Here is a 23,202-nt window from a genome sequence, read left to right on the forward strand (position 1 = left end):
GCCCCGGGGTACGCCCGATCCGGCACAGTCGCCGATCGATCCGGTGAACATGATCACGAAGTGTTCACGAAGTAGGACAGGTAACACCTGGCCGGATGACTACCGGTCAGGTGCGGAGCAGGCTGGTCAGCTCCGTCAGGTCACCCAGCTCCGCGAGCCCGTAGGTCAGCTCCGTGATCCGCGTGCTGACGTCCTCCGGCAGCACCCGCGCCGCGTTGAGCCGGAACTTCGTCGCCAGCTCCTGGGCCGACAACGGGTTCTCCGGCCCGCCCCGGTTGGCGTCGACGCGCTCCTCCAGCTCGCGGCCGTCGCGCAGCCGCACCCGCAGGACCGCCGGGAACTGGTGGGGGAAGATCTCGTCGCAACGGGCGTCCGGCACGCAGTGCACCTTCGCCGCCAGTGCCAGCCGGGCCGGGTCCGCCGCCGCCGAGTCGGTGAAGTCGTCGTGGAAGACGCCCAGTCCGCCGCCGCCCAAGAGCCCGGCCGCCACCGTGTACGGGCCGGAGAACGCCGCGTGGTAGCCCGACTGAGGCCGGATCTTCGACTCGCGCGGCTCACCGATCGTGCGCAGCACCGCCGTCGGCGCGCCGAGTTCCAGCGACTCGATCTCGGCCGGGTCGACACCGCGAGCACGCAGCCGCCGGGCCGCGTCGATGCCCGCGTGCGTGAAGTGGTTGCAGGGGTAGGGCTTGAAGAAGATCCCGGGCAGCTCCCACCGCTCGCCGAGGCCGTCGACGATCGCGTCCACATCGGACTGGTCGCCGCAGAACGCCTGCAGCAGGCCGAACCGGCCTTCCAGCACCGTCGGCGGGCCGGTGATGCCGTGGCGTGCCATGCCGGCCGCCGTCACCGCCGCGTGGGCCGCCCAGCCGCAGTGGACGCGCTTCACCGTACCGCCCGTGCGGTTGGCCTCCAGCAGTCCCGAACCCATGCTCGCGGCGATGCCGAGCGCGTCGGCGATCCCTTCGGCGTCCACATCGGACAGCATCGCGGCGGCCGCCGCGGCACCCAAAGCGCCGCAGATCGCCGTCGCGTGCAGGCCGCGCTCGAAGAACACCGAGTTGCCGAGTTCCTCGTCGTACCCCGCCATGCCGAGCCGGACCGTGATCTCGACGCCGACGCCGATCGCGTCCAGCAGCTGGGCGCCGGTCGCGCCGCGGGCCTCCGCGACGGCGAGCGCGGCCGGCACCACGGACGCCGACGGGTGCAGCACCGAGGGCAGGTGTGTGTCGTCGAAGTCGAGCGAGTGCGCGAGCGTGCCGTTGAGCAGGGCCGCGCTCGGCTCGGGCAGCCGGTCGCCGGTGCCGATCGCCGTCGCCCGCCCGTCGCCGCCCCACTCGCGGACCAGCGCGCCGACGGCCGCGGCGGGCCGTTCGGCGGTCGCCGCGAGGCTGTTGCCGAGGACGTCGAGGACGCGCCGGGCGGCGTCGTCCCGCAGTTCCGGCGGCAGTCCCTTGGCCCGTACCGACGCGGCGAACGCGGCCAGCTGCTGCACGATCGTGGGACTCATGCGCTCACCGCCGCGAGGGGACGCACGGGCGAGCCGGTGCCGCCGACGATCCGCAGCGGCGCCAGCACGAACACGAACTCGTGGATGCCTTCCTCGGCCACCGCCTCGAGGTTCAGGTGCTCCATGATGAAGATGCCCGACTCCACCAGCAGGATCCGGTGCACCGGCAGCACGGCGTGCCCGGCGCCGGCCGGGATCTGCTCGTAGGCCGTGGTGTCCGCGCCGGTCGCGACGACACCCCGCGCCGCCAGCCATTCCGCCGCCGACGTCGTCGCGCCGGGGACGCCGGTTTCCTTGCCCATGTAGGAAACGGCGTCGTCGAAGTTGCGTGCCCAGCCGGTGCGGATCAGGGCGACGTCACCGGCGCCGGGCTCGGTGCCCGCCCGCTTGGCCGCCGCGTCCAGGTCTTCGGCCGTGACGCCGTAGCCCGGCTCGAGCGTGGGGACGCCGTGGACGGCGGCCACGTCGAGCAGCACCGCCCGCCGCAGCAGGCCGGGCAGGTTCTCGGCGCCGTGCGTGCGGAACACGCCGCCCTGCTGGGCCTCCGCGGCGTCGACGTCGCCGTGCAGCTTGCCGTCGTGGCTGACGTGCGAGAGCGCGTCGATGTGGGTGCCGACGTGCCCGCCGGTCACGATGATCTCGTTGGCGGCCGAGCCGCCGTCCGGGCGGCGCATGTCGCCGTGGCGGCGGATCAGGGTCATCCGGAACCCGGGGTGGTTCGGCGAGCAGGGCATGCCGGTGAAGAACGGCTGCCCGAGCTCGATCAGCCGGACCCCGCCGGCGACCGCCGACAGCAGCGGATCCTGGGGACGCGTCATGAGTGCTGGCCTTCCTTTGCTTCCGAACCGGCGAGCGCGAGCACCCAGCGGGCGCGGGCCACGATCGCGGCGTCGACGAACTGTCCGTGGTGGTCGATCCAGGCCGCCGACCCCGTGGTTTCGAGGTGGTCGAGCAGGTCGCTCGCCCAGGCGGTTTCCGCGGGATCGGGGGCGCAAACCTCGTGCACCACGGGAATCTGGGCGGGGTGGATCACCGACCGGCCGAAGAACCCGGCCGCCCGCCCGGCTTCGGTGCTGGTGCGCAGGCCGTCGAGGTCGCGCACGGCGGTCCAGACGCTCTGCACCGGGCTCGGCAGCCCGGCCGCCCGCGCGGCGACGACGACCCGCGAGCGCGGCCAGGTCAGCGCGTCCCCGCCGGCGACGCGCAGGTCCGCGGCGAGGTCGGCCTCACCGAGGGAGATCCCGGCGACGAGCGGGTGCGCGGTGGCGATCGCGAGGGCGTTTTCCACGCCCAGCGCGGATTCCAGCACCGGGTACACCGGCACGCCGAGCGCGTCGGCGACCCGGCGCAGCTCACCGGGGTCCTCGCATTTCGGCACGCGCACACCCACGGCTCCGGTCAGTGCCTTGATGTCGGCTTCACCGGCGGGGGTGCCCGGCGCGTTGATCCGGACGAACGCCTTCGCGCCGTCGTCCAAAGCGGACAGTGCGTTGCGCCGGGCCTCGTCCTTGGCCGCCGCGGCGACGGCGTCTTCGAGGTCGATGATCACGGCGTCGGCTTCGCTGTCCAGCGCCTTCTTGATCCGGTCCGGGCGGTCGGCCGGAACGTAGAGCCAGCTGCGCAGGACCTCGCTCACTTGATCACGCCTTTTTCGCGCAGGGCGGCGAGTTCCGGCTCGCCGAGGCCGAGGCGGCCGAGGACTTCGGCGGTGTGCGCGCCCAGCGGCGCCCCGGCCGAGGTGATCCCGCCGGGTGTTTCGGACAGCCGGAACAGCACGTTCTGCATCTTCACCGGCCCCAGCTCGGCGTCCTCGACCGTGGCGATGGTGCCCAGCGCCGCGAACTGCGGGTCGGTCATGACGTCGGCGGCGGTGTAGATCGGCGCGACCGCGGCCTGGGCCTCCTCGAACGCCTTGACGACGTCGTCGCGGTCGCGCTCGGCGATCCACGAGCCGACGGCGTCGTCGAGCAGGTCGGCGTGCTGCGCGCGTTCGGCGCCGCTGGCGAACCACGGCTCGTCGATCAGCTCCGGCCGCCCGACCAGCCGCATCACACGCTCGGCGATGGACTGCGCGCTGGTGGAGATGGCGACCCAGCTGCCGTCGCGGGTGCGGTAGGTGTTGCGCGGCGCGTTGTTCGTCGAGCGGTTCCCGGTGCGCGGCTGCAGCGTGCCGAGCTGGTCGTAGGCGATGATCTGCGGCCCGAGCAGCGTGAGGATCGGCTCGATGATGGCCAGGTCGACGACCTGCCCGCGGCCGGTCTGGTCCCGGGCGCGCAGCGCGGTCATCACGGCGTAGGCGGTGGTCAGCGCGGCGATGCCGTCGGCGAGGCCGAACGGCGGCAGCGTCGGCGGCCCGTCGGGCTCGCCGGTGATCGCCGCGAAGCCGCTCATCGCCTCGGCGAGCGTGCCGAAGCCGGGCCGCTTGGCGTACGGGCCGATCTGCCCGAACCCGGTGACGCGGGTGAGCACCAGGCCGGGGTTGATCTTGCTGAGCTCGTCGTAGCCGAGGCCCCAGCGTTCGAGGGTGCCGGGCCGGAAGTTCTCGACGACGACGTCCGCGTCGGCTACCAGCTGGTTGAAGATCTCCTGGCCCTCGGGGGAGCCGAGGTAGAGGGTGATCGCCTTCTTGCCGCGGCCGAGCATCTTCCACCAGAGGCCGACGCCGTCGCGCTGCGCGCCGTGGCTGCGGACGGGGTCGCCGTTCGGGTGCTCGATCTTGATCACCTCGGCGCCGTAGTCGCCCAGCAGCGTGGCGGCCAGCGGGCCGGCGAACAGGGTGGCGGTGTCGAGCACCCGGATCCCGGACAAAGCGCCCGTCATGGTGCTTACCTGCCTTTCTCGTCCGGCGGCCCGGAGTTCGATGCCGTTTCGCCGGGGGGAACGCTTGTGAACGTCTGGTTTCGTAGCGACGTCTCTCGGTGTTTCCCAAGTTCGCACTGATCGCACGTGTCCGTCAAGTTATGCGCAGATGTTGACCTGACGTCGGGCCGGGTGTCACGATGACCGGCAACAAACCTGGCGTTTCGCTTAGCGGAACGACAGCCCTTCCAGTGGGAAGAGGTGACATGTCCGCACGAATGCTCGTCGCGGGACTCGGGGCGCTGGCCCTGCTCGCGACCGGGTGCGGGGGATCGGCTCCGATGGGGGCCGGGGGCGCCGCCGCGGGGCGGGACGAGGGCCCGGTCAAGATCGGGGCACTGCACCCGGTCAGCGGCTCGAACGCGGTCGACGGCCTGCAGATGCGCCGCGGCGCGCAGCTGGCGGTCGACGCGATCAACGCCGCCGGCGGCATCAAGTCGCTCGGCGGCCGCAAGGTCGAGCTGGTCACGGGGGACACGCAGGGCAAGGCCGACATCGGGCAGAGCGAGGCCCAGCGGCTGATCTCGGCCGGCGCGGTCAGCCTGGTCGGCACCTACCAGAGCGCGGTGTCCACCAACGTCGCCGTCGTGGCCGAACGCAACCGGGTCCCGTTCGTGATGGACGTGACCGCGTCCGACGCGATCTTTTCCCACGGCTACAAGTACTCCTTCCGCGTGCAGCCGGGCAGCAAGGCGATCGCGACGGCCGCCGCCCAGTACCTGAAGGCGGTGTCCGAGCAGGCGGGCAAGCCCGTCCGCAAGGTCGCCTTCCTGCACGAGCAGAGCGACTTCGGCAGCGGCGCGGCCGACGCCTTCACCGCCGCGGCCAAGCAGCTGGGCATCGGGGTCGGCCCGAACATCAGCTACGACGCCACCACCGTCAGCGACCTGACCGCCCAGGTCACGCAGGTCAAGGCGTCCGGCGCGGACGTGCTGGCCGTCGCCGGCTACTACCGCGACAGCCTGCTGGCGGCCAAGGCGATCGCCTCGGTCAAGCCGGACCTCAGCGCGGTCTGGGGCGTCTCGAACGGCGCGTACGACCAGCCGAAGTTCGTCGCCGACGCGGCCGCGCTCGGCAACCTCTACTTCAGCACCAACTACCACTACGACGCGACCAACCCCGAGACCGTCGCGCTGCGCGAGAAGTACCAGAAGCTCTACGGCGACCCGATGCGCACCGGCGCGGTCCTGTCCTACGACGCCGTCCAGGTGATCGCGCACGGCGTCGAGCAGGCCGCGAGCACCGACCCCGAGAAGGTGCGGGACGCGATCGCCGCCGCGCAGGTGTCCCCGTTGACCGTCGGCCGCGGGCAGATCCAGTTCGCGCCCAACGGCGACAACCGCAACGCCTTCCCGGTGCTGATGCAGGTCCGGGACGGGCGGGTCCAGCAGGTGTATCCCCCCGAAAAAGCCGAATCCCGGCCCGACTACAGGGTGGCGTGGCGACCATGACCGAACTCGACACCGGGGCGCCCGTCGTGCCCGACACCGCACCACCCGACCGGAAAGCCCGCGCGGACAAGGGTTTCCTGAGCCGCGCCGGCATCGTCGCCGCCGTCCTCGTCGTCGCGGTCGTCGTCGCGCTGCTGCAGTCGGGCAGCGGCCTGGTGGTCTGGCAGTCGGTGGTCACCGGCATCCTGACCGGCGGGCTCTACGGCCTGATCGCGATGGGCCTGACGCTGATCTTCGGCGTGCTCGACATCGTCAACTTCGCCCACGGCGCGTTCCTCACCGTGGCGATGTTCCTGTCCTTCGGCGTGATCCAGGCGACCGGCCTGCACCCGTACCTGACGCTGATCGTCGCGGTGCCCGTGTTGTTCCTGCTGGGCGCGGCCGTCCACCGTGGACTGCTGTCGGGCGCGGGCGGCGGATCGCTGGAGAACCAGCTGCTCATCACGCTCGGCTTGTCACTGCTGCTGGAGAACGGGCTGCTGATGTTCTTCGGCGCCGAGCCCAAGGCGATCGACCTGCCCGGAGACTTCCAGTTCCCGTTGCTGGGCGCGGTGGTCGCGGGTTCGCGGCTGTACGCGTTCCTCGGCGCGGTCGTCCTCGGCGGCCTCCTGTACTGGCTGCTGCGGCGCACCCGCCTCGGCACGGCGATCCGCGCGGTCGCCGCGAACGCCTCGGGCGCGTCACTGGTCGGCATCAACGTCCGCCGGATGCACACGCTGACCTTCGCCATCGGCACGGCCTGCGCCGGCGCCGCGGCGGTGCTCGCCGGCCCGCTGGTCACCGTGACGCCGACGCTGGGGGAGCAGTTCAACATCACGGCGTTCGTGGTCGTGGTGCTCGGCGGGATGGGCAACGTCGTCGGAGCGCTCGTCGGCGGCCTGCTGATCGGCCTGGTCGAGCAGCTCACCACGATCTACCTGGGTGGCCAAAGCTCGCTGCTCGGCGTCTTCGTGGTGTTCCTGCTCGTGCTGTTCCTCCGTCCGCAGGGTCTGTTCGGGAGGCGAGCGTGAGCATCACGATCGAAGCGCCCGCGGGTTCCGCGGAGGCCGTCAAGGCGCCGCCGTTGCGGCCACAGAACAAGCAGCTCGCGATCCTCACGGTCCTCGTGCTGGTCGCCATCCCGCTGCCGCTGATCCTGCCGGCGGCCCAGGGCGCGGTCGCCGTCCGGATCCTGATCTTCCTGCTGATGGCCGTCGGCTGGAACATCATGAGCGGCTTCGGCGGCATGTTCAGCTTCGGCCACGCCGCTTACTTCGGCCTGGGCGCCTACACGAGTGCGTACCTGCTGGTCAAGCACAACGTGTCGCCGTGGCTCGGGATGCTGGCCGGGATGGCGGTGGCCGCCGCGGTCGCCGTCGTCATCGGCTACTTCTCCTTCCGCTACAAGCTCCAAGGCGCGTACTTCGCGCTGGCGACGTTCGCGTTCGCGGAGATGCTGCGGCTGATCGTCACCAGCAGCGCGTTCGCCAACAAGGCCGTCGGCTTCAGCGTCCCGCTGATCCAGGACTCCTCGCTGTGGCTGATCCAGTTCCCGGCCGACTCGCCCGCGTACTTCTGGGTGGCCCTGGTCCTGGCCGGGGCGGCGGTCGCGGTCAGCATCGTCTTCCTGCACTCCCGCGCCGGCCGGTACGTCACGGCGATCCGCGACGACGAGCTGGCCGCCGCGTCCCTGGGTGCCCCGGTGCTGCGGCACAAGCTGCTGACCGTCGCATTGTCGGCCGCGATCACCGCCGTGGCGGGCGCGTTCTACACGCAGTACTACCTGTTCGTGAACCCCGATCTCGGGTTCGGCTCGGCCATCTCGATCCAGGCGATCGTGCCCGTCGTGATCGGCGGCATCGGCACGGTCTGGGGCCCGGTGGTCGGCGCGATCATCATCGGCTCGCTCACCGACGTCACCGCGACCCTCCTGCGCACCCCACCGGAGTTCTTGAGCTTCCTGCAGGGGCGCAGCGGTCTCGACGTCGTGCTGTACGCGGTCCTGGTCATCCTGATCGTCCGGCTGCTGCCGAAGGGGATCGTCGGAACTCTCGCTGCGAGGTGGCGTCGATGAGCATCGTGGAGGTGACCGGCGTCGGCAAGGCGTTCCGCGGCGTGCACGCACTGTCCGATGTGGACCTTTCAGTGGCCGAGGGCGAAATCCTCGGCGTCATCGGGCCCAACGGCGCGGGCAAGACGACCCTGTTCAACGTCATCTCCGGCGCCCTGAACCCGGACACCGGCCGGGTGCGGCTGGCGGGCGACGACGTCACCGGCCGCGCGCCCGACCGGATCGCCCGGGCCGGGATGGTCCGCACGTTCCAGCTGATGCGGCCGTTCGCGAGCATGACGGTCGCGCAGAACGTCAGCCTCGCCGCCCAGCACCACCGGCTGAGCGCGAAGAAGTTGCGGGAGCACTCCGTGGACGTCGTCGAGCGCGTCGGGCTCGGGCCGTGGGCGCACCGCAACGCCACGGACCTGCCGACCGCCGGGCTCAAGCGCCTGGAACTGGCGCGAGCGCTGGCCACGCGGCCCAAGGTGCTGCTGCTGGACGAGGTGCTGGCCGGGCTGGTCCCCGCCGAACGCGAGCCGGTGCTCGACCTGCTCGCCACCCTGCGCGAGCAGGAGGGCGTCACGCTGGTGTTCATCGAGCACATCATGGCCGCGGTGATGCGGCTGGCCGACCGCGTCCTCGTGCTCGACCAAGGCCGCGTCCTCGCCGTCGGGTCACCGGAAGAGGTCACCAGCGACCCGCGGGTCATCGACGCCTACCTCGGTGAGGAGCCGACCCATGCTGACGCTTGAGAAGGTGTGCGCCGGGTACGGGCGGATGCGCATCCTGCACGACGTCGACCTGCACCTCGCCGCCGGCGAGATCGTCGCGCTGGTCGGCGCGAACGGCGCCGGCAAGACCACGACGTTGCGCAGCATCTGCGGGCAGCTCAAGCCGTCGTCGGGCCGCGTCACGCTCGACGGGGCGCCGACCGACGGCCGCCGTCCCGACCAGCTGGTGCGCGACGGCCTGGTGCACGTGCCCGAGGACCGGGCGCTGTTCGGCACGCTCACCGTCGAGGAGAACTTGCGGATGGGCGCGTGGACGCGCACGCCCGCCCAGGCCGCGTCGTCGCTGGACGAGGTCTACGCGCTGTTCCCGGTGCTCGCCGAGCGCCGGACGCAGCTCGCGCAGACGTTCAGCGGCGGCCAGCAGCAGATGCTCGCGATCGGCCGCGCGCTGATGGCCGGGCCGCGGCTGCTGATGCTCGACGAGCCGTCGACCGGGCTGTCCCCGAAACTGACGTGGACGGTCCTGGAAGCCGTCCAGCGCATCCGGGACAACGGCGTGGCGGTGCTGCTGGTCGAGCAGAACGCGAAGCAGGCGCTGGCCATCGCCGACCGGGCGTACGTGCTGGAAAGCGGCTCGACCGTCCTGCAGGGCACCGGCGCCGAACTGGCCGGCGACCAGCGCGTGAGGAAGGCGTACTTGGGACTGTGAAACGCGAACAAGCCGCTTCGGCGACCGCATCGCTGGGCGCGTGGGTGTCCGAACTGGACGTCACGAGCGTGCCGGCCGCGGTGCTCGACCGGCTTTCCCTCGTCCTGCTCGACGTCGTCGGCGTCACCGCTTTGGGTGCTTCGCTGCCGGAGCAGCGTGCGCTGGTCGATGCTTGGCGTGCGCCGGCCGGCCCGGCGCCGGTGATCGGCGGTGGGCGGCTGGTGACGACCGACGCGGCGGCGTGGCTCAACGGCGTCGCTTTGGTTTCGCTGGAGCTGGACGAAGGCCACAAGTACGCCAAGGGCCACCCGGCCGCCCACGGCTTCCCCGCGGTGCTGGCGCTGGCGGCCGAGCTGGACAGCACCGGCGCGGACACGGCGGCGGCGCTGCTGGCCGCCTACGAGGTCGCGGCGCGGTTCGGCCGCGCGACCACCCTGCGTGCGGGCGCGCACCCGCACGGCAGCTGGGGCGTCCCGGGCGCGGCGGCGGGCTGCGCGCGGCTGCTCGGGCTCCCGCCCGGCGCCGCCGGGGCGGCCATCGACACCGCCGCCGGCCTGGGCATCGCCGGGCACTTCGACTCGGCGACCCAGGGCAACCCGGTGCGCAACGCGTGGCTGGGTGCGTCGGCGACGTCCGGGCTGGCCGCCGCGCGGATGGCGGCGGCCGGGATGGCCCGCACGACCGGCACGGCCGCGCTCTCGCTCGGCACGCTGCTCGGTTCGCTGGACGCGGGCGAGCTGACCGCGGAGCTGGGCATCCGCTGGGACATCACCCGGGGGTACTTCAAGCGGCACGCGTCCTGCTCGTTCACCCACCCGGCCGCCGACGCGGTGCTCTCCTTGCGGTCCCGGCCGGAGTTCCGGCCCGACGCCATCACGCGCATCCTGGTGGAGACCCACGTCCTCGGCGCCGGCCTGTCCGATGTGGACTGGTCGAACCGGCTCTCGGCGATGTTCTCGACGCCGTTCGTGGTGGCGACCGCGGCACTGACCGGCGAGGTCGGGCCGCGAAGCGCGCTCGGCGACGCGGGCGTGCGGGCGCTGGCGAGCCGGGTGCGGCTGGTCGAGGCCCCCGACCTCACCGCGCGCCTCCCGGACGAGCGCGCCGCCCGCGTGACGGTCGCGTTCGCCGACGGCACGTCCCTGACCTGCGAAGTACCCAACCCGGTCGGTGACGCCGACCACCGTCCGCTGACCGAGCCCGATCTGGTCGGCATGCTCGGGACGTGGCTGCCGGAGCCGGTCGTCGCCCGCGCGGCGGCGCTCGGTCACGACCTGCCGAGCCTGCCCCGTGTCGGTGCCGCGTTGCGCGAGCTGGCCGGAACCGAAGAGAAGGAGCCGAACTGATGCGTGCCCTCGCGGTGACGCCCATCCACCTGCCGCCCGAGGAGATCCGGCGGCGGCAGGAGCGCTACGACCGGCTCGCCCCGCCCGGCCTCACCATCGAACTCCGCGACGTCGGCCCGGCGGCCCCGGAGACCCTCGACACGGACGAGTCCATGCGGGTTTCGGAGAACGCCGTCGCCTCGGCACTCGCGGCCGCCGGCGACGGCTGGGACCTCGCCTTCCCGGACTGCGTGCTCGACCCGGCCGTCCCCGACGCCGTCGCCGCGCCGCCGCTGCCGGTGCACGGCCTGCTCAAGCTGTCGGCCACCTACCTCGCCGCGAAGGGTGTCCGGTTCGGCGCGGTCGTGCGCAACGAGGCCATCGCCGAGGAGTTCGCCAAGCGCATCGCCGCCTACCGGCTGACCGAGTACTTCGCCGGCGTCCGCGTGCTGGACCTGCCGTTCTCCGCGATCGCCGAGACCGAGACGTGGAACGCCGCGCTCGGCACCGCCGTGCAGGAACTCGCCGCGTCGGGCGCGACGGCGGTGATCAACGGCTGCTCGGCCGTCGACGTCGAGCCTGCCGACCTGCCCGCACGGATCGTCGACCCGACCGGACTGGCGCTGCGTCTGCTGGCGGTGGAGGAGCAGTGACCGACGGACCCGACCTCGTCGTCGCCGGCGCGGGCGGCGGCCTCGCGGGTGCCCTGCGGGCGGCCGAGCTGGGCTTGAGCGTGCTGGTCGTCGAGGCGAGCGAGCGCTTCCGGCGCGGCAACAACACGTCGATGTCCACGGCGATGTTCCCCGGCGCCGGCTCCCGCTGGCAGCGCGAAGAAGGCGTCGACGACTCACCGGAGAAGTTCGTCGCCGACATCACGGCCAAGACGCACGGGGAAGCCGACGCCCGGCTGGCCCGCACCCTCGCCGAGGTGAGCGCACCGCTGGTCGAGTGGCTCGCGGACTCCGTCGGACTGCCGTTGTCGCTGGTCACCGACTTCAACTACCCCGGCCACTCCGTGCCTCGCTGCCACACGATCCCGGGCCGGCACGGCTCCGGTGTCGTCGACCACCTCGCCCGGCGCGTGACCGACCACGAGAACATCGAGCTGCTCGCGCCCGCCCGGCTCGCCGACGTCTTGTCCGATGTGGACGGTGTGCGCGCGGTCGTGGTCCGGTACCCGGACGGGACCGAGGAGGAGATCCCGACCCGGGCCGTCCTGCTGGCCACCAACGGCTTCGGCGCCGACGCCGACCTCGTCGCGAAGCACCTCCCGGAGATCTCCGGCGCGCTGTACCAGGGCAGCGACCAGTCCCTCGGCGACGCGCTGCGCATCGGCGAGAAACTCGGCGCCGCGACCGGGTTCCTCGACGCCTACCAGGGTCACGGCGCGGTTTCCGCGGCGGCCGGCACCCTCGTCGGCTGGGCGACGATCATCCACGGCGGCTTCCTCGTCGACCTCGAGGGCCGCCGCTTCGGCAACGAGACCCGCGGTTACTCGGAATACGCCGCCGAGCTGGCCGTGCGGCCCGGCTCGACGGGCTGGATCGTGCTCGACGAGACGATCTTCGAGCAGTGCCAGCCGTTCCAGGACTTCCGGGACGTCGTTTCCGCCGGCGCGCTGGTCTGGGCCGACGACGCCGCCGGGCTGGCGAAAGCGACGGGCCTCCCACCGGACGCCCTCGAAGCCGAACTCGCCACCACCCAAGCGATCGCACGAAACGAGCGGGAAGACGAGCACGGCCGCACGCACTGGGAGCGTCCGCTGTCCGGCCGGCTCGCCGCGGTGCGTGTGGTGCCCGCGCTCTTCCACACCCAGGGCGGCCTGCTGGTCGACGAGCACGCCGCCGTCGTCGGCCACGACGACCGCCCGATCCCCGGGCTGTACGCCGCGGGTGGCGCCGCGGCGAGCATCTCCGGCCACGGCGCCGCCGGCTACCTGCCCGGCAACGGGCTCCTGCCGGCCTTCGGGCTGGCCTACCTGGCCGCCGGCGACGTCGCCCGGCGCCTGACTTCGCACACCGCAAGCTGAGGAGAAGCATGGCAACGACGGAACTGCTCGTGAAGAACGTCCGGGTCGTCCGCCCCGGCGACGCCGACGGGTCCGAGCCCGAACTGCTCGACATCGCCGTCAACGACGGCAAGATCGCCCGCGTGGCGCCGAACCTGCCGGCCGGCGACGCCGCCCGGGTCGTCGACGGCCGCGGCCTGCTGGCGTTCCCCGGCGTGGTCGACGCGCACCAGCACTGGGGTATCTACAACGAGCTGGCCACCGACACGCGCACCGAAAGCCGCGCGAGCGCGCAGGGCGGCGTCACGACGTCGTTGACGTACATGCGGACCGGGCAGTACTACCTCAACAAGGGCGGCAGCTACCGCGACTTCTTCCCCGAGGTGCTGAGCGCGGCCGACGGCAACGCGTACGTCGACTACGCCTTCCACCTCGCGCCGATGAGCTCGCAGCACATCTCCGAAATCCCTTACCTGGTCGAAGAGTTCGGCGTCACGTCGTTCAAGATCTTCATGTTCTACGGCAGCCACGGCCTGCACGGGCGCTCGACCAGCCAGAGCGACTTCCTGATGATTCCGCCGGATGAGCGCTACGACATCGCGCACTTCGAGTTCGTCATGCGCGGGGTCCAGCACGCGCGCGAGGTGCTGACCGAGTACGCGCCGCACCTATCGCTCTCGCTGCACTGCGAGACGGCGGAAATCATGACGGCGTACACGAAATTGGTCGAGCAGGACGGTTCGCTGTCCGGTCTGCGGGCCTACAGCGCGTCGCGGCCGCCGCACTCCGAGGGGCTCGCCGTCACCATCGCGTCCTACCTGGCGCACGAGACCGGGCTGCCGAACATCAACCTGCTGCACCTGTCGTCGGAAAAGGCGCTGTCGGCCGCGCTGACGATGGCGAAGGCGTTCCCGCACATCGACTTCCGGCGCGAGGTGACGATCGGGCACCTGCTGGCCGACGTGGACACGGCGTCGGGCATCGGCGGCAAGGTCAACCCGCCGCTGCGCGAGCGCGAAGACGTCGAGGCGCTGTGGCGGCACGTGCTGGCCGGCGAGGTGGACTGGGTGGTCAGTGACCACGCGTGCTGCCGCGACGAGCTGAAGTTCGGCGCGGACCGCGACGACGTCTTCCTGGCGAAGTCCGGCTTCGGCGGCGCCGAGTACCTGCTGCCCGGGCTGGTCGGCGAAGGCGTGAAGCGGGGGTTGTCGTTGCAGCGGATCGCGCAGCTGACGTCGCAGAACCCCGCGCGGCGCTACGGCTTGCTCGCGAAGGGCGACATCGCCGAGGGCTTCGACGCCGACTTCGCGCTGGTCGACCCGGACGTCCGGTGGACGGTGCGTGCGGCGGAGTCGGAGTCGACGCAGGAGTACACGCCGTTCGAGGGCTTCGACATGACGGCGAAGGTGACCGACACGTTCGTGCGCGGCAACCACGTGTTCGCCGACGGCAAGATCACCGGCGACCCGGTGGGCAAGTACCTCAAGCGCGGCCGCTGACCCCCGCACCGCTGTAGTGAATGACTCATTCCTGTCGCCAGGCGACATGAATGAGTCATTCACTACGTTCCCTAGCGGTTGCCCGGCTCCTGAAGCCAAGCCCAGCTCTGTCGGATTTCCGACGCGGCTTCGCGCACGAGGTCGCGGTAGCGGCCGACGGCATCGGGCGTGAAGCGGTACTGCGGACCGCAGATGCTGATGGAGCCGTGGACTTCGCCGTCCGGCCCGAACAGGGGAGCGGCGACGGACCCGGCACCCGGCTGCCGCTCGCCGAGTGACACGGCGACGCCGTCGCGGGCCACCTCGGCGAGGGCCTCGCGCAGCCGTTCGGCGGTGGTGATCGTGTGCTCGGTCAGAGCGGGAAGTTCCCGGTGCAGCACGGCTTCCCGGCGGTCTTCGGGCAGCGACGCGAGGATCACCTTGCCGGAGGAACCGGCGTGCAGCGGGAACCGGCGGCCGAGCTCGACGGTCATCTTGATCTCGCGCGGGCTCTCGAACTGGTCGAGGTACACGCGTTCGTCGCCGACCAGGCCGGACAACGTCGTGGTCTCCCCGGTTTCGTCCCGCAGCCGCCGCAGGACGGGAGTGGCGGCGACGCGGGCGTCGAACCGCCGCAGGGCGCTGGCCCCGAGGGCGACGGCCGCGGGCCCGAGCCGGTAGCCGGCGACGTCCGGGTCGGTGGCCAGCATCTCGCGCGAGACGAGCGACTGCAGGATCCGGTAGACGACGGCCTTGGACAGGTCCAGTTCCCGGCTGATCGTGCTGACGCCCAGGTACCGGGGGCCACCGGTGAAGAGCAGCAGCACATCGGCCACCCGCGCGGCGGCCTCGGTGCCGGCGTTGTCCGACGGCGTGGCGGGCTTGCGCCCGGCGGTACTGTTGACGGCCAAGCTCGTGGTCCTCAGAACTGTTTCGCTGACAGGAACGATTGCTGCCTCAGCGTAGCACTTCTCGCTGTTTGCTGGGGTAGCTCGTTCCGGTAGGCGATACGCCCTCCGTCAGTGTTTGATCGGGGCTCCCGTCTTCGCCTGCACCTCGTCGAACTCGACGTCCGGTGCGAGTTCGACGAGCTCGAGCCCGTCCGGGGTGACGTCCAGGACGCACAGGTCGGTGATGATCCGCTGGACGACGCCGCGGCCGGTGTAGGGCAGCGTGCACTCGGCGAGGATCTTGGGCGAGCCGTCGCGGGCGACGTGCTCCATCAGGACGATGACCTTCTTCGCGCCGTGGACCAGGTCCATCGCGCCGCCCATGCCCTTGACCATCTTGCCGGGGATCATCCAGTTCGCGAGGTCGCCGGCGGCGGAGACCTGCATCGCGCCGAGGACGGCGGCGTCGATCTTGCCGCCGCGGATCATCCCGAACGACAACGCGGAGTCGAAGAACGACGCGCCCTTCCGGACGGTGACCGTCTCCTTGCCCGCGTTGATCAGGTCCGCGTCCACCTCGTCCTCGGCCGGGTAGGGGCCGACGCCGAGGATGCCGTTCTCCGACTGCAGGACGAGCTCGACGTCGTCGGGGACGTAGTTGGGCACCAGGGTCGGCAGGCCGATCCCGAGGTTGACGTAGTCGCCGTCGCGCAGCTCCGCCGCGGCGCGGGCGGCCATCCGGTTGCGGGTCCAGGCCATCTCAGGCGCCCTCCTCGGCGATGCGCACGGTGCGCTTTTCGATCGGCTTGTCCGCGGCCTGCTCCGGCGTCAGCGCGACCACGCGGTGCACGAACGCGCCGGGCAGGTGGACGTCGTTCGGGTTCAGCTCGCCGGGCTCGACCAGCTCCTCGACCTCGGCGACGGTGACCCGCCCGGCCATCGCGGCCAGCGGGTTGAAGTTGCGGGCGGCGTCCTTGAAGACGAGGTTCCCGTGCCGGTCGCCGCGCCAGGCGCGGACCAGCCCGAAGTCGGCGACGATCGCGCGTTCGAGGACGTACTCGTGGCCGTCGAAAGTCTGCTTCTGCTTGGCCGGGCTGGACTTGGCCACGGTGCCGTCGGAGGCGTACCGCCACGGCAGCCCGCCATCGGCGACCTGGGTGCCGACGCCGGTGGCGGTGAAGAAGGCGGGGATGCCGGAGCCGCCGGCCCGCAGCCGCTCGGCGAGCGTGCCCTGCGGCGTCAGCTCGACCTCGAGCTCGCCGGACAGGTACTGCCGCGCGAACTCCTTGTTCTCCCCGACGTAGGAGGCGACGACGCGACGGAGACGGCCCGCGCCCAGCAGGATCCCGAGGCCCCAGCCGTCCACACCGGCGTTGTTCGACACGACCTCGAGGTCCGTGGTCCCGGCCTCGAAGAGTGCTTGGACGAGAACGGCGGGGACGCCGCACATCCCGAACCCCCCGACGGCGAGCGTGGCGCCGTCGGGGACGTCGGCGACGGCTTCCCCGGCTGAAGCGAACACTTTGTCCATGGCGGTCATCAGACGATGGGAGCCGGTTCGTGGTCAACCAGTGAACGCGTTCCACCTGCGGATTGTTCAGCTGACGGTCGCCTCCGATGGGGTAGTGTTCGCTGAGTGGACGCTCCTGTGGACCTTGTCGGCCGGACTCATCGGGCGTTGCGCGCGGTCGCGGCGCACGAGCCGGGTGGGGCTACGACGACCGCCGTCGCGCGTGAGTCGGGGCTGCCACGGCCGACCGTGCACCGGTTGCTGACGTCGTTGCAGGGGGTCGGGCTGGTCGAGCGCGACGACGATCGCTGGGTGCTGGGGCCGGAGCTGTACTTCCTCGGGGTGGCGGCGGCCCGGCGGTACGACGTCACGGAGGCGGCGTTGCCGGTCGTGCGGCGGCTCGCGTTGGCGACGGGGGAGAGCGCGTTCTTCTCGGCGCGGCGGGGGGAAGAGACCATCTGTTTGATCCGGGAAGATGGTGCGTTCCCGATCCGCAGCCACGTCTTGTTCGAGGGGGCGCGGTTTCCGCTGGGGGTCGTTTCGGCCGGGATGGTCGTGCTGGCGCACCTGCCGGACCGGGAAGTCGACGACTACCTGGCCCGGGTGGATCTGGCCGCGGACCACGGGCCGCAGCACGAGGTGAGCGAGATTCGCCGGCACATCGCGGCGACCCGTCGGCAGGGGTATTCGGTGAACCCGGGTCTGGTGGTGGAGGGCAGCTGGGGGTTGGCGGCGGCGGTGTTCGACCAGGCGGGGTCGCCGCGGTGGGCGTTGACGTTGACCGGGGTGGAGCACCGGTTCAGCGCGGAGCGGATCCCGCAGCTGGGGGCGCTGTTGCTGCGGGAGGCCCACGCGCTGTCGGAGACGCTGGCGCGCGCCCGGTCGTGAGTGAGAAACAGGGTTAGAACACTGTTTCTCACTCACGACATCGGTAAGCCGACCAGGGCGAAACAGGAAGCGTTCGCCGCCCTGCCAGGCCCGCCGAGCAGCCAAACCGAAGGCCTGCGAAACCCAGTCCTCCCCGCAACCCCGATCCGAAGCCAGAACACGGCCGGCGGCACCGGGTCAAGGCACGCTTTCCCGCCTTGACGCGGTACCGCCGGCCGTAGGCACAATGAAGGCTTCGGGGTTGCGAAGAACGAAAGCCGGTCAGGCCACCAACGCAACCGTTCACCCCAGAAGCGAACTCAACCGCTGCGCAGCAGCCACCACCATTCGCCCCAGCTCATCCGGGTCCGGAGCCTCGAACAACGACAACCCGATGCTTGTCTCCGGCTGGTCACGTCCCGTGTGGACCACCGCCGAGATGCCCGTGATTCCCGGCGCTATCTCGCCCTTCGACACCGCGTACCCTCGCTCGCGCGCCAACGTCACCTCTGCGCGCTCGCCTTCCACCTCTGGTCCCGCTGCCAGCAGCGCCAAGCCCGCCGAGCCTCTTCCGATCGGGTCCAGCTGCCCCGATCGGAATGCCACGTGCATCGCCGCTCGCCTCGGCTCCACGATCATCAGCATCCGGACCTGCTCCGCGTTCTCGCGCACGACCAGATGCGCCGAAGCCTGCGCCGAGTCCGTCAGCTCCTCCAGCACCGGCCGGGCCAACGTGCGCAAATCCTGCTCCACCGGCTCGGCCAGCCGAACGAGCCCCGTGCCCAGTGAAATGCGCTTGAACCGGTCGCGGCGACACAGGTAGTGCGCCTCCAGCGTCCGCACCAGCCGGTGCGCGACCGTCCGGTGCACGCCGATGCCGTCCGCGATCTCGGTCAGCGTCAGGCCTCCCGGGTGCTGGACGAGCAGCTCCAGCACCTGCAGCCCGTGGTGCAACGTCTTCGATGTCCCGGACGCGGGCAGCGTCGATTCCACACACGGCTCCCTTGACGACACGAAAGTGGCGACCTACTGTCCTACACATATTCGCACACTGCGTGCGAATATAGCACGTCTGACAGACAGGGACAACGGAGGTTCCGATGGTGGCGACCGAAGACGTCGTGGCCGTGCAGCAGCTCTACGGCCGCCAAAGCCACGCCATCGACTCGGGCCGCGCCGCCGAGTGGGCGGCCACCTTCACCTCCGATGGCGAATTCCACTCGCCCACCTACCCCGAGCCCGCCGCCGGTACCGGTGAGCTGACCGCGTTCGCCGCGCGCTTCCACGCCTCCGGGGAGACGCTCAGGCATGTGATCAGCACGATCCACGTCCGCCCCGGCGACACCCCGGACACGCTGCGCGCCGACGCCTACCTGCAGATCGTCGCGCCGACGCACCTGGTGCGGCTGACCGTCCTCGAGGACGAGCTCCTCCGCACCGATGACGGCTGGCGCGTCCGGCGGCGCACCGTCCACCGCGATTCCTAGTGTTCCGAGAAGAGAGAAGAAAACCCATGACGACCCACGAGCCCACCGGTCCCGGGCGGGTCCTGCACCAGCCGGTCACCACGCGCTACCCCGAGTTCCCCGGCAAGGTCGCCGTGATCACCGGCGCCGCCCGCGGGATGGGCGCCCGGTTCGCCGCCGCGCTCGCCACGCGCGGGGTCGACGTCGTCGGTGGTGACATCGACGGTGCCGCCATGGCCGCCACCGCCGCCGAACTGGGCGGCGAGCAGTCGCTCGAGGCCAAGCCCGGCCGGATCGTGCCGGCCACCCTCGACGTCACCAAGGCCGAGGACCACCTCGCCCTCGCGCGGACGGCGATCGACGAGTTCGGCCGGATCGACTTCTGGGTCAACAACGCCGGCATCTTCCCCTTCGCCGAGGTCCCGGAGATCACGCCGGAGCAGATCCGCGCGACGCTGTCGGTCAACGTCGAGGGCGTCCTCTTCGGCGCCCAGGCCGCGGCGAAGCACATGAAGCCCGGCGGGGCCATCGTCAACATGTCGTCGGTGTCGGCCGTGCGCGTGCGCAAGGGCCGCGGTGCCTACTGCAGCTCCAAGGCCGCCGTCGCGCACCTCACCGAATCGCTCGCCGTCGAGCTCGGCGACCAGGGCATCCGCGTCAACTCGATCGCGCCCGGCTACATCGACACCGAGATGACCCGCTGGATCCAGGACGACGCCCCGGCGCTGGCCAAGGCCCTCGACGCCGTCCCGCTGCACCGGATCGGCTCGCCCGAAGAGGTCGCCGGTGTGCTGCTGTTCCTGCTCTCCGACAGCGCCCGGTACGTGACCGGGCACAGCATCGCCGTCGACGGCGGGTCCCGGCATGTCTGAGTACCCGGACGTCGTCCTGGTCACCGGCGCGGCGGGCGGCATGGGCGCGGCCCACGCCCGCGCGCTCGGGGCCCTCGGCGTCCACGTCTGCGTCGCCGACGTCGCCGATCCGTCCGATGTGGCCGGTGAGATCGTCACCGAGGGCGGTTCGGCTTCGGCGCACCACCTCGACGTCACCGACGCCGGGCAGTGGGACGCCGTGATCGGCGAAATCAAAGCACAGCAAGGGAAACTCGGCGGCTTGGTCAACAACGCCGGGATCTCTCGGCGGCTGGAGTTCATGGACACCACCGCCGAGGTGTGGGACCAGGTCGTCGCGGTCAACCTGACCGGGCCGTTCCACGGGATGCGCGCGGCCGCCCCGCTGATGCGCGACTCCGGCGGTGGCTCGATCGTCAACATCTCGTCGATCTCCGGGCAGATCGGGTACTTCTCGCCCGCGTACTCGGCCAGCAAGTGGGGCCTGACCGGGCTGTCGAAGTCGGCCGCCGGGAACTTCGCGCGGTGGGGCATCCGGGTCAACTCCGTCCACCCGGGACTCGTCGGCACGGCGTTGCTCGCGGGTGCCGACAGTTTCGTCAAGTCCGCTGTGGACAGTGTGCCGGCGGGCCGGATGGGGCGTCCGGAAGAGATCACCGACGCCGTGCTCTTCCTGCTTTCCAAGCGCTCCACCTACATGACCGGCAGCGAGGTCACCGTCGACGGCGGCCTCGTCTCCAACGGGCTCTACCACCGCATCGTCGTGGAATCGGGAGGTGACCTCGGATGAGCGCCGAAGAGTACGACGTCGTCGTCGTGGGCGGCGGGGGAGCGGGCCTCGCGGCCGCCGTGTCCGCCGCCGAGCGCGGCGCGTCCGTCCTGCTGTTCGAGGCCGAGAAGGAACTCGGCGGGTCGACGCAGCTGTCGGCGGGCATGTTCACCGCCGCCGGTACCAGTGTCCAAAAGGGACTCGGTATCGAGGACACGCCGGAGAAGTTCTTCCAGCACTACATGGACCTCAACCAGTGGCAGCTCAAGCCCGGGCTGATCCGCGCGTTCTGCGAGGAGGCGGGCCCGGCACTGGAGTGGCTGATCGGGCTGGGTGCCGAGATCCCGGCGAAGGTGTCGCACAACGCGCACTCGCCGGGCCTCACCCGGGCCGGCGTCGAGGACGTCTGGCGCGCGCACGTCCCGAAGGACCAGGGCTACGGCCTGGTCCAGGTCCTCGACCGGGCCAGACGGAAAGCCGGCGCCGAAGCCGTGCTGAACACGCGCGTCGAACGGCTGCTCGTCGACGGCGGGCGCGTCACCGGCGTGGTCGCCGACGGCATCGAGGTGCCCGCGAAGGCCGTCGTCGTGACGACCGGCGGGTTCGCCCGGGACCCCGCCCTCGTCTCGCGGTACTACCCGGCGGCCGACGCCGCGGGCGACGACCTGTTCGTCGTCGCGGCGGAGGGCTCCCGCGGCGACCACCTGGCGTTCGGGTCCCAAGTGGACGCGGCGATCGCGGGCGACGGCTGGGGCCTGCTGCTGCCCACCGCGTACTTCCAGCGGCTGCACCACTGGCAGTCCGGCTTCCCGCCGGTCTCGCGGATCATGGTCAACGCCCACGGCCGCCGGTTCATGGACGAAGACGCCTCCTACGCCGTGTCCGGCGGGATCATCGACCTCCAGGACGGTCCCGTGTGGACGGTCTTCGACGAGCAGGCCCGCCTGAGCCTGCCCGCCGGGTACGCGCACTGGGACGCCGGCCACGTCCTCGCCGAGGCCGACGCCGGCCGCACGATCCGCGCCGACAGCGTCGAGGAACTGGCCGGGAAGCTCGGCGTGCCCGCCGGCGCGCTCCGGGCGACGGTCGACCGCTGGAACGCGCACCTGCCGACCGGCGAGGACCCGGACTTCCTCCGCCACGAAACGCTGAAAGCCAAGGGGCGCACCGAACCGCCGGAACCGCTCGGGAAACCGCCGCTCTACGCCGCGCGCACGCGGCCCGCCGAGCTCGTCTGCACCCACGCCGGGCTCGAGATCGACGGCACCGCCGCCGTCCTCGACGCGCGCGGGGAGCGCGTGCCCGGCCTGTTCGCCGCGGGGGAGGCCGGAGCCGGCGTGCTCGGGCCGCGGTACGTCGGCGGCGGGAACGCCGTCGCCAACGCCATCACCATGGGCCGGGTCGCCGGCCGCACCGCCACTCACTCAACGCCGAGGAGCACCCCATGACCGTCCACACCGGACCCGCGAGCGTCGCGGTCGGGAGACGCACCGTCCGCAAGGTCGCCGTGCGGATCATGCCGATCGTCGGCCTGCTCTACATCTTCAACTACATGGACCGCGCGAACATCGGCTACGCCCAGCTCGGCATGGGCAAGGAGCTGGCGATCGACGCCGCGACCTTCGGGGCCGCGTCGGCGATCTTCTTCCTCGCCTACGTCGTGTTCGAGATTCCCAGCAACATGATCATGAAGAAGGTCGGCGCGCGGCTGTGGCTGAGCCGGATCGCGGTCAGCTGGGGCATCGTCACGGTCGTGACCGGGTTCGTCGCGAGCACGACGCACCTGGTCATCGCGCGGATCGTGCTCGGCATCGCCGAAGCGGGGCTGTTCCCGGGGCTGCTGCTGTACTTGACGCTGTGGTTCCGCGGGAAGGAGCGCGGCCGCGCCATCGCGACGCTCGCGCTGGCCCAGCCGATCGCGCTGATCCTCGGCAGCCTCACCGGCGGCTGGATCCTCGACCACGCGCACTGGCTCGGGATGAGCAGCTGGCAGTGGGTGTTCGTGCTGCAGGGCGCGCCGGCCGTGCTGATCGGCGTCGTCACCTTCCTGTGGCTGCCGGACAAGCCGTCGGACGCGAAATTCCTCACCACCGAGGAGCGCACGTGGCTGCAGACCGAGATCGACAAGGAGTACGTGCCGGAGGAGAAGGAGACGTTCCTCGGTCAGCTGAAGGCGGTCCGCAACGGCAAGGTGCTGCACCTGGCGTTCTCGAACCTGTTCATCGCGTGCGGGCTGTACGGGCTGACGTTCTTCCTGCCGCTGATCGTCAAGCAGCTCGACCCGAAGTACTCCTCGACGAACATCGGCCTGCTCGGCGCGATCCCGTACGTGGTCGGCGCGGTCGGGATGCTGCTGCTCGCGCGCAACTCCGACCGGACCGGCGAGCGCAAGGGGCACGTGATCGCGCTGGTGCTCGTCGCGGCACTGGGCTTCTTCGGCGCCATCCAGTTCAAGTCCGTACCGGCGTTGTCGCTGATCAGCCTGTCGCTGGCGGCGATCGGCGTGCTCGGCTACCTGGCGCCGTACTGGGCGATGGCCTCGAAGGTGCTGTCGAAGGAGCACACGGCGGTCGGACTGGCCGCCATCAACTCGATCGCGGCCCTGGGCGGGTTCTTCGGGCCCTACGCGATCGGACTCGCGGCGACGGACACCGACGTCACGGTCGGGCTGTACTTCCCGATCGGCTGCCTGGTGCTCTCGGCGATCATGCTGGCGTTCCTGAAGGTCCCGCGCGAGCGAAACTAG

23 protein-coding genes are annotated in these 23,202 nt (G+C 71.3%); 15 read left to right on the forward strand and 8 right to left on the reverse strand.

The window, feature by feature from the left end:
- Positions 1-106: 106 nt before the first annotated feature.
- The 4 genes from ACIQWX_RS16035 to ACIQWX_RS16050 are packed head-to-tail and all read right to left on the reverse strand — an operon-like array spanning position 107 to position 4,330.
- Positions 107-1,510, reverse strand: a complete 1,404-nt coding sequence (locus ACIQWX_RS16035; RefSeq protein WP_400870667.1) for an MmgE/PrpD family protein — start codon at positions 1,508-1,510, stop codon at positions 107-109.
- Positions 1,507-2,328 (reverse strand): cyclase family protein, encoded by an 822-nt coding sequence (locus tag ACIQWX_RS16040; protein ID WP_400870670.1) that lies wholly within the window; start codon positions 2,326-2,328, stop codon positions 1,507-1,509. The genes ACIQWX_RS16035 and ACIQWX_RS16040 overlap by 4 nt, the downstream gene beginning before the upstream one ends.
- Positions 2,325-3,146 (reverse strand): HpcH/HpaI aldolase/citrate lyase family protein, encoded by an 822-nt coding sequence (locus ACIQWX_RS16045; protein ID WP_400870673.1) that lies wholly within the window; start codon positions 3,144-3,146, stop codon positions 2,325-2,327. Before ACIQWX_RS16045 ends, ACIQWX_RS16040 begins: the two co-directional genes overlap by 4 nt.
- A complete protein-coding gene (locus tag ACIQWX_RS16050; RefSeq protein WP_400870676.1) occupies positions 3,143-4,330 on the reverse strand; it encodes a CaiB/BaiF CoA transferase family protein in 1,188 nt (395 codons plus the stop codon). Before ACIQWX_RS16050 ends, ACIQWX_RS16045 begins: the two co-directional genes overlap by 4 nt.
- Positions 4,331-4,575: 245 nt before the next feature.
- On the opposite strand from ACIQWX_RS16050, the gene ACIQWX_RS16055 reads away from it, so the two are divergent.
- Genes ACIQWX_RS16055 through ACIQWX_RS16095 form a run of 9 tightly spaced genes read left to right on the forward strand, consistent with a single transcriptional unit; the run spans position 4,576 to position 14,124 of the window.
- A complete protein-coding gene (locus tag ACIQWX_RS16055) occupies positions 4,576-5,820 on the forward strand; it encodes an ABC transporter substrate-binding protein (protein WP_400870678.1) in 1,245 nt (414 codons plus the stop codon).
- Positions 5,817-6,830, forward strand: a complete 1,014-nt coding sequence (locus ACIQWX_RS16060) for a branched-chain amino acid ABC transporter permease (RefSeq protein ID WP_400870680.1) — start codon at positions 5,817-5,819, stop codon at positions 6,828-6,830. The genes ACIQWX_RS16055 and ACIQWX_RS16060 overlap by 4 nt, the downstream gene beginning before the upstream one ends.
- Positions 6,827-7,873 (forward strand): branched-chain amino acid ABC transporter permease, encoded by a 1,047-nt coding sequence (locus ACIQWX_RS16065; protein WP_400870682.1) that lies wholly within the window; start codon positions 6,827-6,829, stop codon positions 7,871-7,873. Before ACIQWX_RS16060 ends, ACIQWX_RS16065 begins: the two co-directional genes overlap by 4 nt.
- Positions 7,870-8,604, forward strand: coding sequence for an ABC transporter ATP-binding protein (locus tag ACIQWX_RS16070; protein ID WP_400870685.1), 735 nt, complete (start codon positions 7,870-7,872; stop codon positions 8,602-8,604). The genes ACIQWX_RS16065 and ACIQWX_RS16070 overlap by 4 nt, the downstream gene beginning before the upstream one ends.
- On the forward strand, positions 8,591-9,292 hold the full coding sequence (locus tag ACIQWX_RS16075) for an ABC transporter ATP-binding protein (RefSeq protein WP_400870688.1): 702 nt from the start codon (positions 8,591-8,593) through the stop codon (positions 9,290-9,292). The genes ACIQWX_RS16070 and ACIQWX_RS16075 overlap by 14 nt, the downstream gene beginning before the upstream one ends.
- A complete protein-coding gene (locus ACIQWX_RS16080; RefSeq protein ID WP_400870691.1) occupies positions 9,289-10,638 on the forward strand; it encodes an MmgE/PrpD family protein in 1,350 nt (449 codons plus the stop codon). The genes ACIQWX_RS16075 and ACIQWX_RS16080 overlap by 4 nt, the downstream gene beginning before the upstream one ends.
- Entirely contained in the window at positions 10,638-11,270 is a 633-nt protein-coding gene (locus tag ACIQWX_RS16085; protein WP_400870694.1) for an aspartate/glutamate racemase family protein, read from the forward strand. The genes ACIQWX_RS16080 and ACIQWX_RS16085 overlap by 1 nt, the downstream gene beginning before the upstream one ends.
- Entirely contained in the window at positions 11,267-12,646 is a 1,380-nt protein-coding gene (locus ACIQWX_RS16090; protein WP_400870697.1) for an FAD-binding protein, read from the forward strand. The genes ACIQWX_RS16085 and ACIQWX_RS16090 overlap by 4 nt, the downstream gene beginning before the upstream one ends.
- Positions 12,647-12,654: 8 nt before the next feature.
- Positions 12,655-14,124, forward strand: a complete 1,470-nt coding sequence (locus ACIQWX_RS16095) for a dihydroorotase family protein (protein WP_400870700.1) — start codon at positions 12,655-12,657, stop codon at positions 14,122-14,124.
- A 71-nt stretch (positions 14,125-14,195) separates the two neighbouring features.
- Here ACIQWX_RS16095 and ACIQWX_RS16100 read toward each other — a convergent pair whose 3' ends face one another.
- The 3 genes from ACIQWX_RS16100 to ACIQWX_RS16110 form a co-directional block, all read right to left on the reverse strand.
- Complete coding sequence (locus ACIQWX_RS16100) at positions 14,196-15,014, reverse strand: IclR family transcriptional regulator (protein WP_400870703.1); 819 nt, start codon at positions 15,012-15,014, stop codon at positions 14,196-14,198.
- A 108-nt stretch (positions 15,015-15,122) separates the two neighbouring features.
- Entirely contained in the window at positions 15,123-15,752 is a 630-nt protein-coding gene (locus ACIQWX_RS16105) for a 3-oxoacid CoA-transferase subunit B (RefSeq protein ID WP_400870706.1), read from the reverse strand.
- A gap of 1 nt (position 15,753) precedes the next feature.
- Positions 15,754-16,524: a CoA transferase subunit A gene (locus ACIQWX_RS16110; protein ID WP_400875776.1), complete on the reverse strand. Its 771-nt coding sequence runs from the start codon at positions 16,522-16,524 to the stop codon at positions 15,754-15,756.
- A gap of 105 nt (positions 16,525-16,629) precedes the next feature.
- Here ACIQWX_RS16110 and ACIQWX_RS16115 point away from each other — a divergent pair, with 105 nt between their 5' ends.
- Positions 16,630-17,391 carry an IclR family transcriptional regulator gene (locus ACIQWX_RS16115; protein ID WP_400870709.1) on the forward strand — a complete coding sequence of 254 codons (762 nt, stop codon included), beginning with the start codon at positions 16,630-16,632 and terminating at the stop codon, positions 17,389-17,391.
- A gap of 282 nt (positions 17,392-17,673) precedes the next feature.
- On the opposite strand, the gene ACIQWX_RS16120 is transcribed toward ACIQWX_RS16115, so the two are convergent.
- On the reverse strand, positions 17,674-18,363 hold the full coding sequence (locus ACIQWX_RS16120) for an IclR family transcriptional regulator (RefSeq protein ID WP_400870712.1): 690 nt from the start codon (positions 18,361-18,363) through the stop codon (positions 17,674-17,676).
- A 107-nt stretch (positions 18,364-18,470) separates the two neighbouring features.
- Between ACIQWX_RS16120 and ACIQWX_RS16125 the strand changes: the two genes are divergently transcribed.
- The 5 genes from ACIQWX_RS16125 to ACIQWX_RS16145 are packed head-to-tail and all read left to right on the forward strand — an operon-like array spanning position 18,471 to position 23,202.
- Positions 18,471-18,857 (forward strand): nuclear transport factor 2 family protein, encoded by a 387-nt coding sequence (locus ACIQWX_RS16125; protein WP_400870715.1) that lies wholly within the window; start codon positions 18,471-18,473, stop codon positions 18,855-18,857.
- 26 nt (positions 18,858-18,883) lie between these two features.
- Complete coding sequence (locus ACIQWX_RS16130) at positions 18,884-19,708, forward strand: SDR family NAD(P)-dependent oxidoreductase (RefSeq protein WP_400870718.1); 825 nt, start codon at positions 18,884-18,886, stop codon at positions 19,706-19,708.
- Positions 19,701-20,477, forward strand: coding sequence for an SDR family NAD(P)-dependent oxidoreductase (locus ACIQWX_RS16135; protein ID WP_400870721.1), 777 nt, complete (start codon positions 19,701-19,703; stop codon positions 20,475-20,477). Before ACIQWX_RS16130 ends, ACIQWX_RS16135 begins: the two co-directional genes overlap by 8 nt.
- A complete protein-coding gene (locus ACIQWX_RS16140; protein WP_400870723.1) occupies positions 20,474-21,904 on the forward strand; it encodes an FAD-dependent oxidoreductase in 1,431 nt (476 codons plus the stop codon). The genes ACIQWX_RS16135 and ACIQWX_RS16140 overlap by 4 nt, the downstream gene beginning before the upstream one ends.
- On the forward strand, positions 21,901-23,202 hold the full coding sequence (locus ACIQWX_RS16145; protein WP_400870726.1) for an MFS transporter: 1,302 nt from the start codon (positions 21,901-21,903) through the stop codon (positions 23,200-23,202). The genes ACIQWX_RS16140 and ACIQWX_RS16145 overlap by 4 nt, the downstream gene beginning before the upstream one ends.

The sequence above is a fragment of the Amycolatopsis sp. NPDC098790 genome (genome assembly GCF_044759945.1).
In the GTDB taxonomy this organism is placed as follows: Bacteria; Actinomycetota; Actinomycetes; order Mycobacteriales; family Pseudonocardiaceae; genus Amycolatopsis.

Bases quoted from the DNA above. Each gene is read 5' to 3' on its own strand.
- ACIQWX_RS16055 (WP_400870678.1), top strand. From the start codon at position 4,576: ATGTCCGCACGAATGCTCGTCGCGGGACTCGGGGCGCTGGCCCTGCTC.
- ACIQWX_RS16125 (WP_400870715.1), top strand. From the start codon at position 18,471: ATGGTGGCGACCGAAGACGTCGTGGCCGTGCAGCAGCTCTACGGCCGC.
- ACIQWX_RS16140 (WP_400870723.1), top strand. From the start codon at position 20,474: ATGAGCGCCGAAGAGTACGACGTCGTCGTCGTGGGCGGCGGGGGAGCG.
- ACIQWX_RS16095 (WP_400870700.1), top strand. From the start codon at position 12,655: ATGGCAACGACGGAACTGCTCGTGAAGAACGTCCGGGTCGTCCGCCCC.
- ACIQWX_RS16130 (WP_400870718.1), top strand. From the start codon at position 18,884: ATGACGACCCACGAGCCCACCGGTCCCGGGCGGGTCCTGCACCAGCCG.
- ACIQWX_RS16075 (WP_400870688.1), top strand. From the start codon at position 8,591: ATGCTGACGCTTGAGAAGGTGTGCGCCGGGTACGGGCGGATGCGCATC.
- ACIQWX_RS16105 (WP_400870706.1), bottom strand. From the start codon at position 15,752: ATGGCCTGGACCCGCAACCGGATGGCCGCCCGCGCCGCGGCGGAGCTG.
- ACIQWX_RS16070 (WP_400870685.1), top strand. From the start codon at position 7,870: ATGAGCATCGTGGAGGTGACCGGCGTCGGCAAGGCGTTCCGCGGCGTG.
- ACIQWX_RS16060 (WP_400870680.1), top strand. From the start codon at position 5,817: ATGACCGAACTCGACACCGGGGCGCCCGTCGTGCCCGACACCGCACCA.
- ACIQWX_RS16085 (WP_400870694.1), top strand. From the start codon at position 10,638: ATGCGTGCCCTCGCGGTGACGCCCATCCACCTGCCGCCCGAGGAGATC.
- ACIQWX_RS16110 (WP_400875776.1), bottom strand. From the start codon at position 16,524: ATGGACAAAGTGTTCGCTTCAGCCGGGGAAGCCGTCGCCGACGTCCCC.
- ACIQWX_RS16040 (WP_400870670.1), bottom strand. From the start codon at position 2,328: ATGACGCGTCCCCAGGATCCGCTGCTGTCGGCGGTCGCCGGCGGGGTC.
- ACIQWX_RS16145 (WP_400870726.1), top strand. From the start codon at position 21,901: ATGACCGTCCACACCGGACCCGCGAGCGTCGCGGTCGGGAGACGCACC.
- ACIQWX_RS16050 (WP_400870676.1), bottom strand. From the start codon at position 4,330: ATGACGGGCGCTTTGTCCGGGATCCGGGTGCTCGACACCGCCACCCTG.
- ACIQWX_RS16135 (WP_400870721.1), top strand. From the start codon at position 19,701: ATGTCTGAGTACCCGGACGTCGTCCTGGTCACCGGCGCGGCGGGCGGC.
- ACIQWX_RS16035 (WP_400870667.1), bottom strand. From the start codon at position 1,510: ATGAGTCCCACGATCGTGCAGCAGCTGGCCGCGTTCGCCGCGTCGGTA.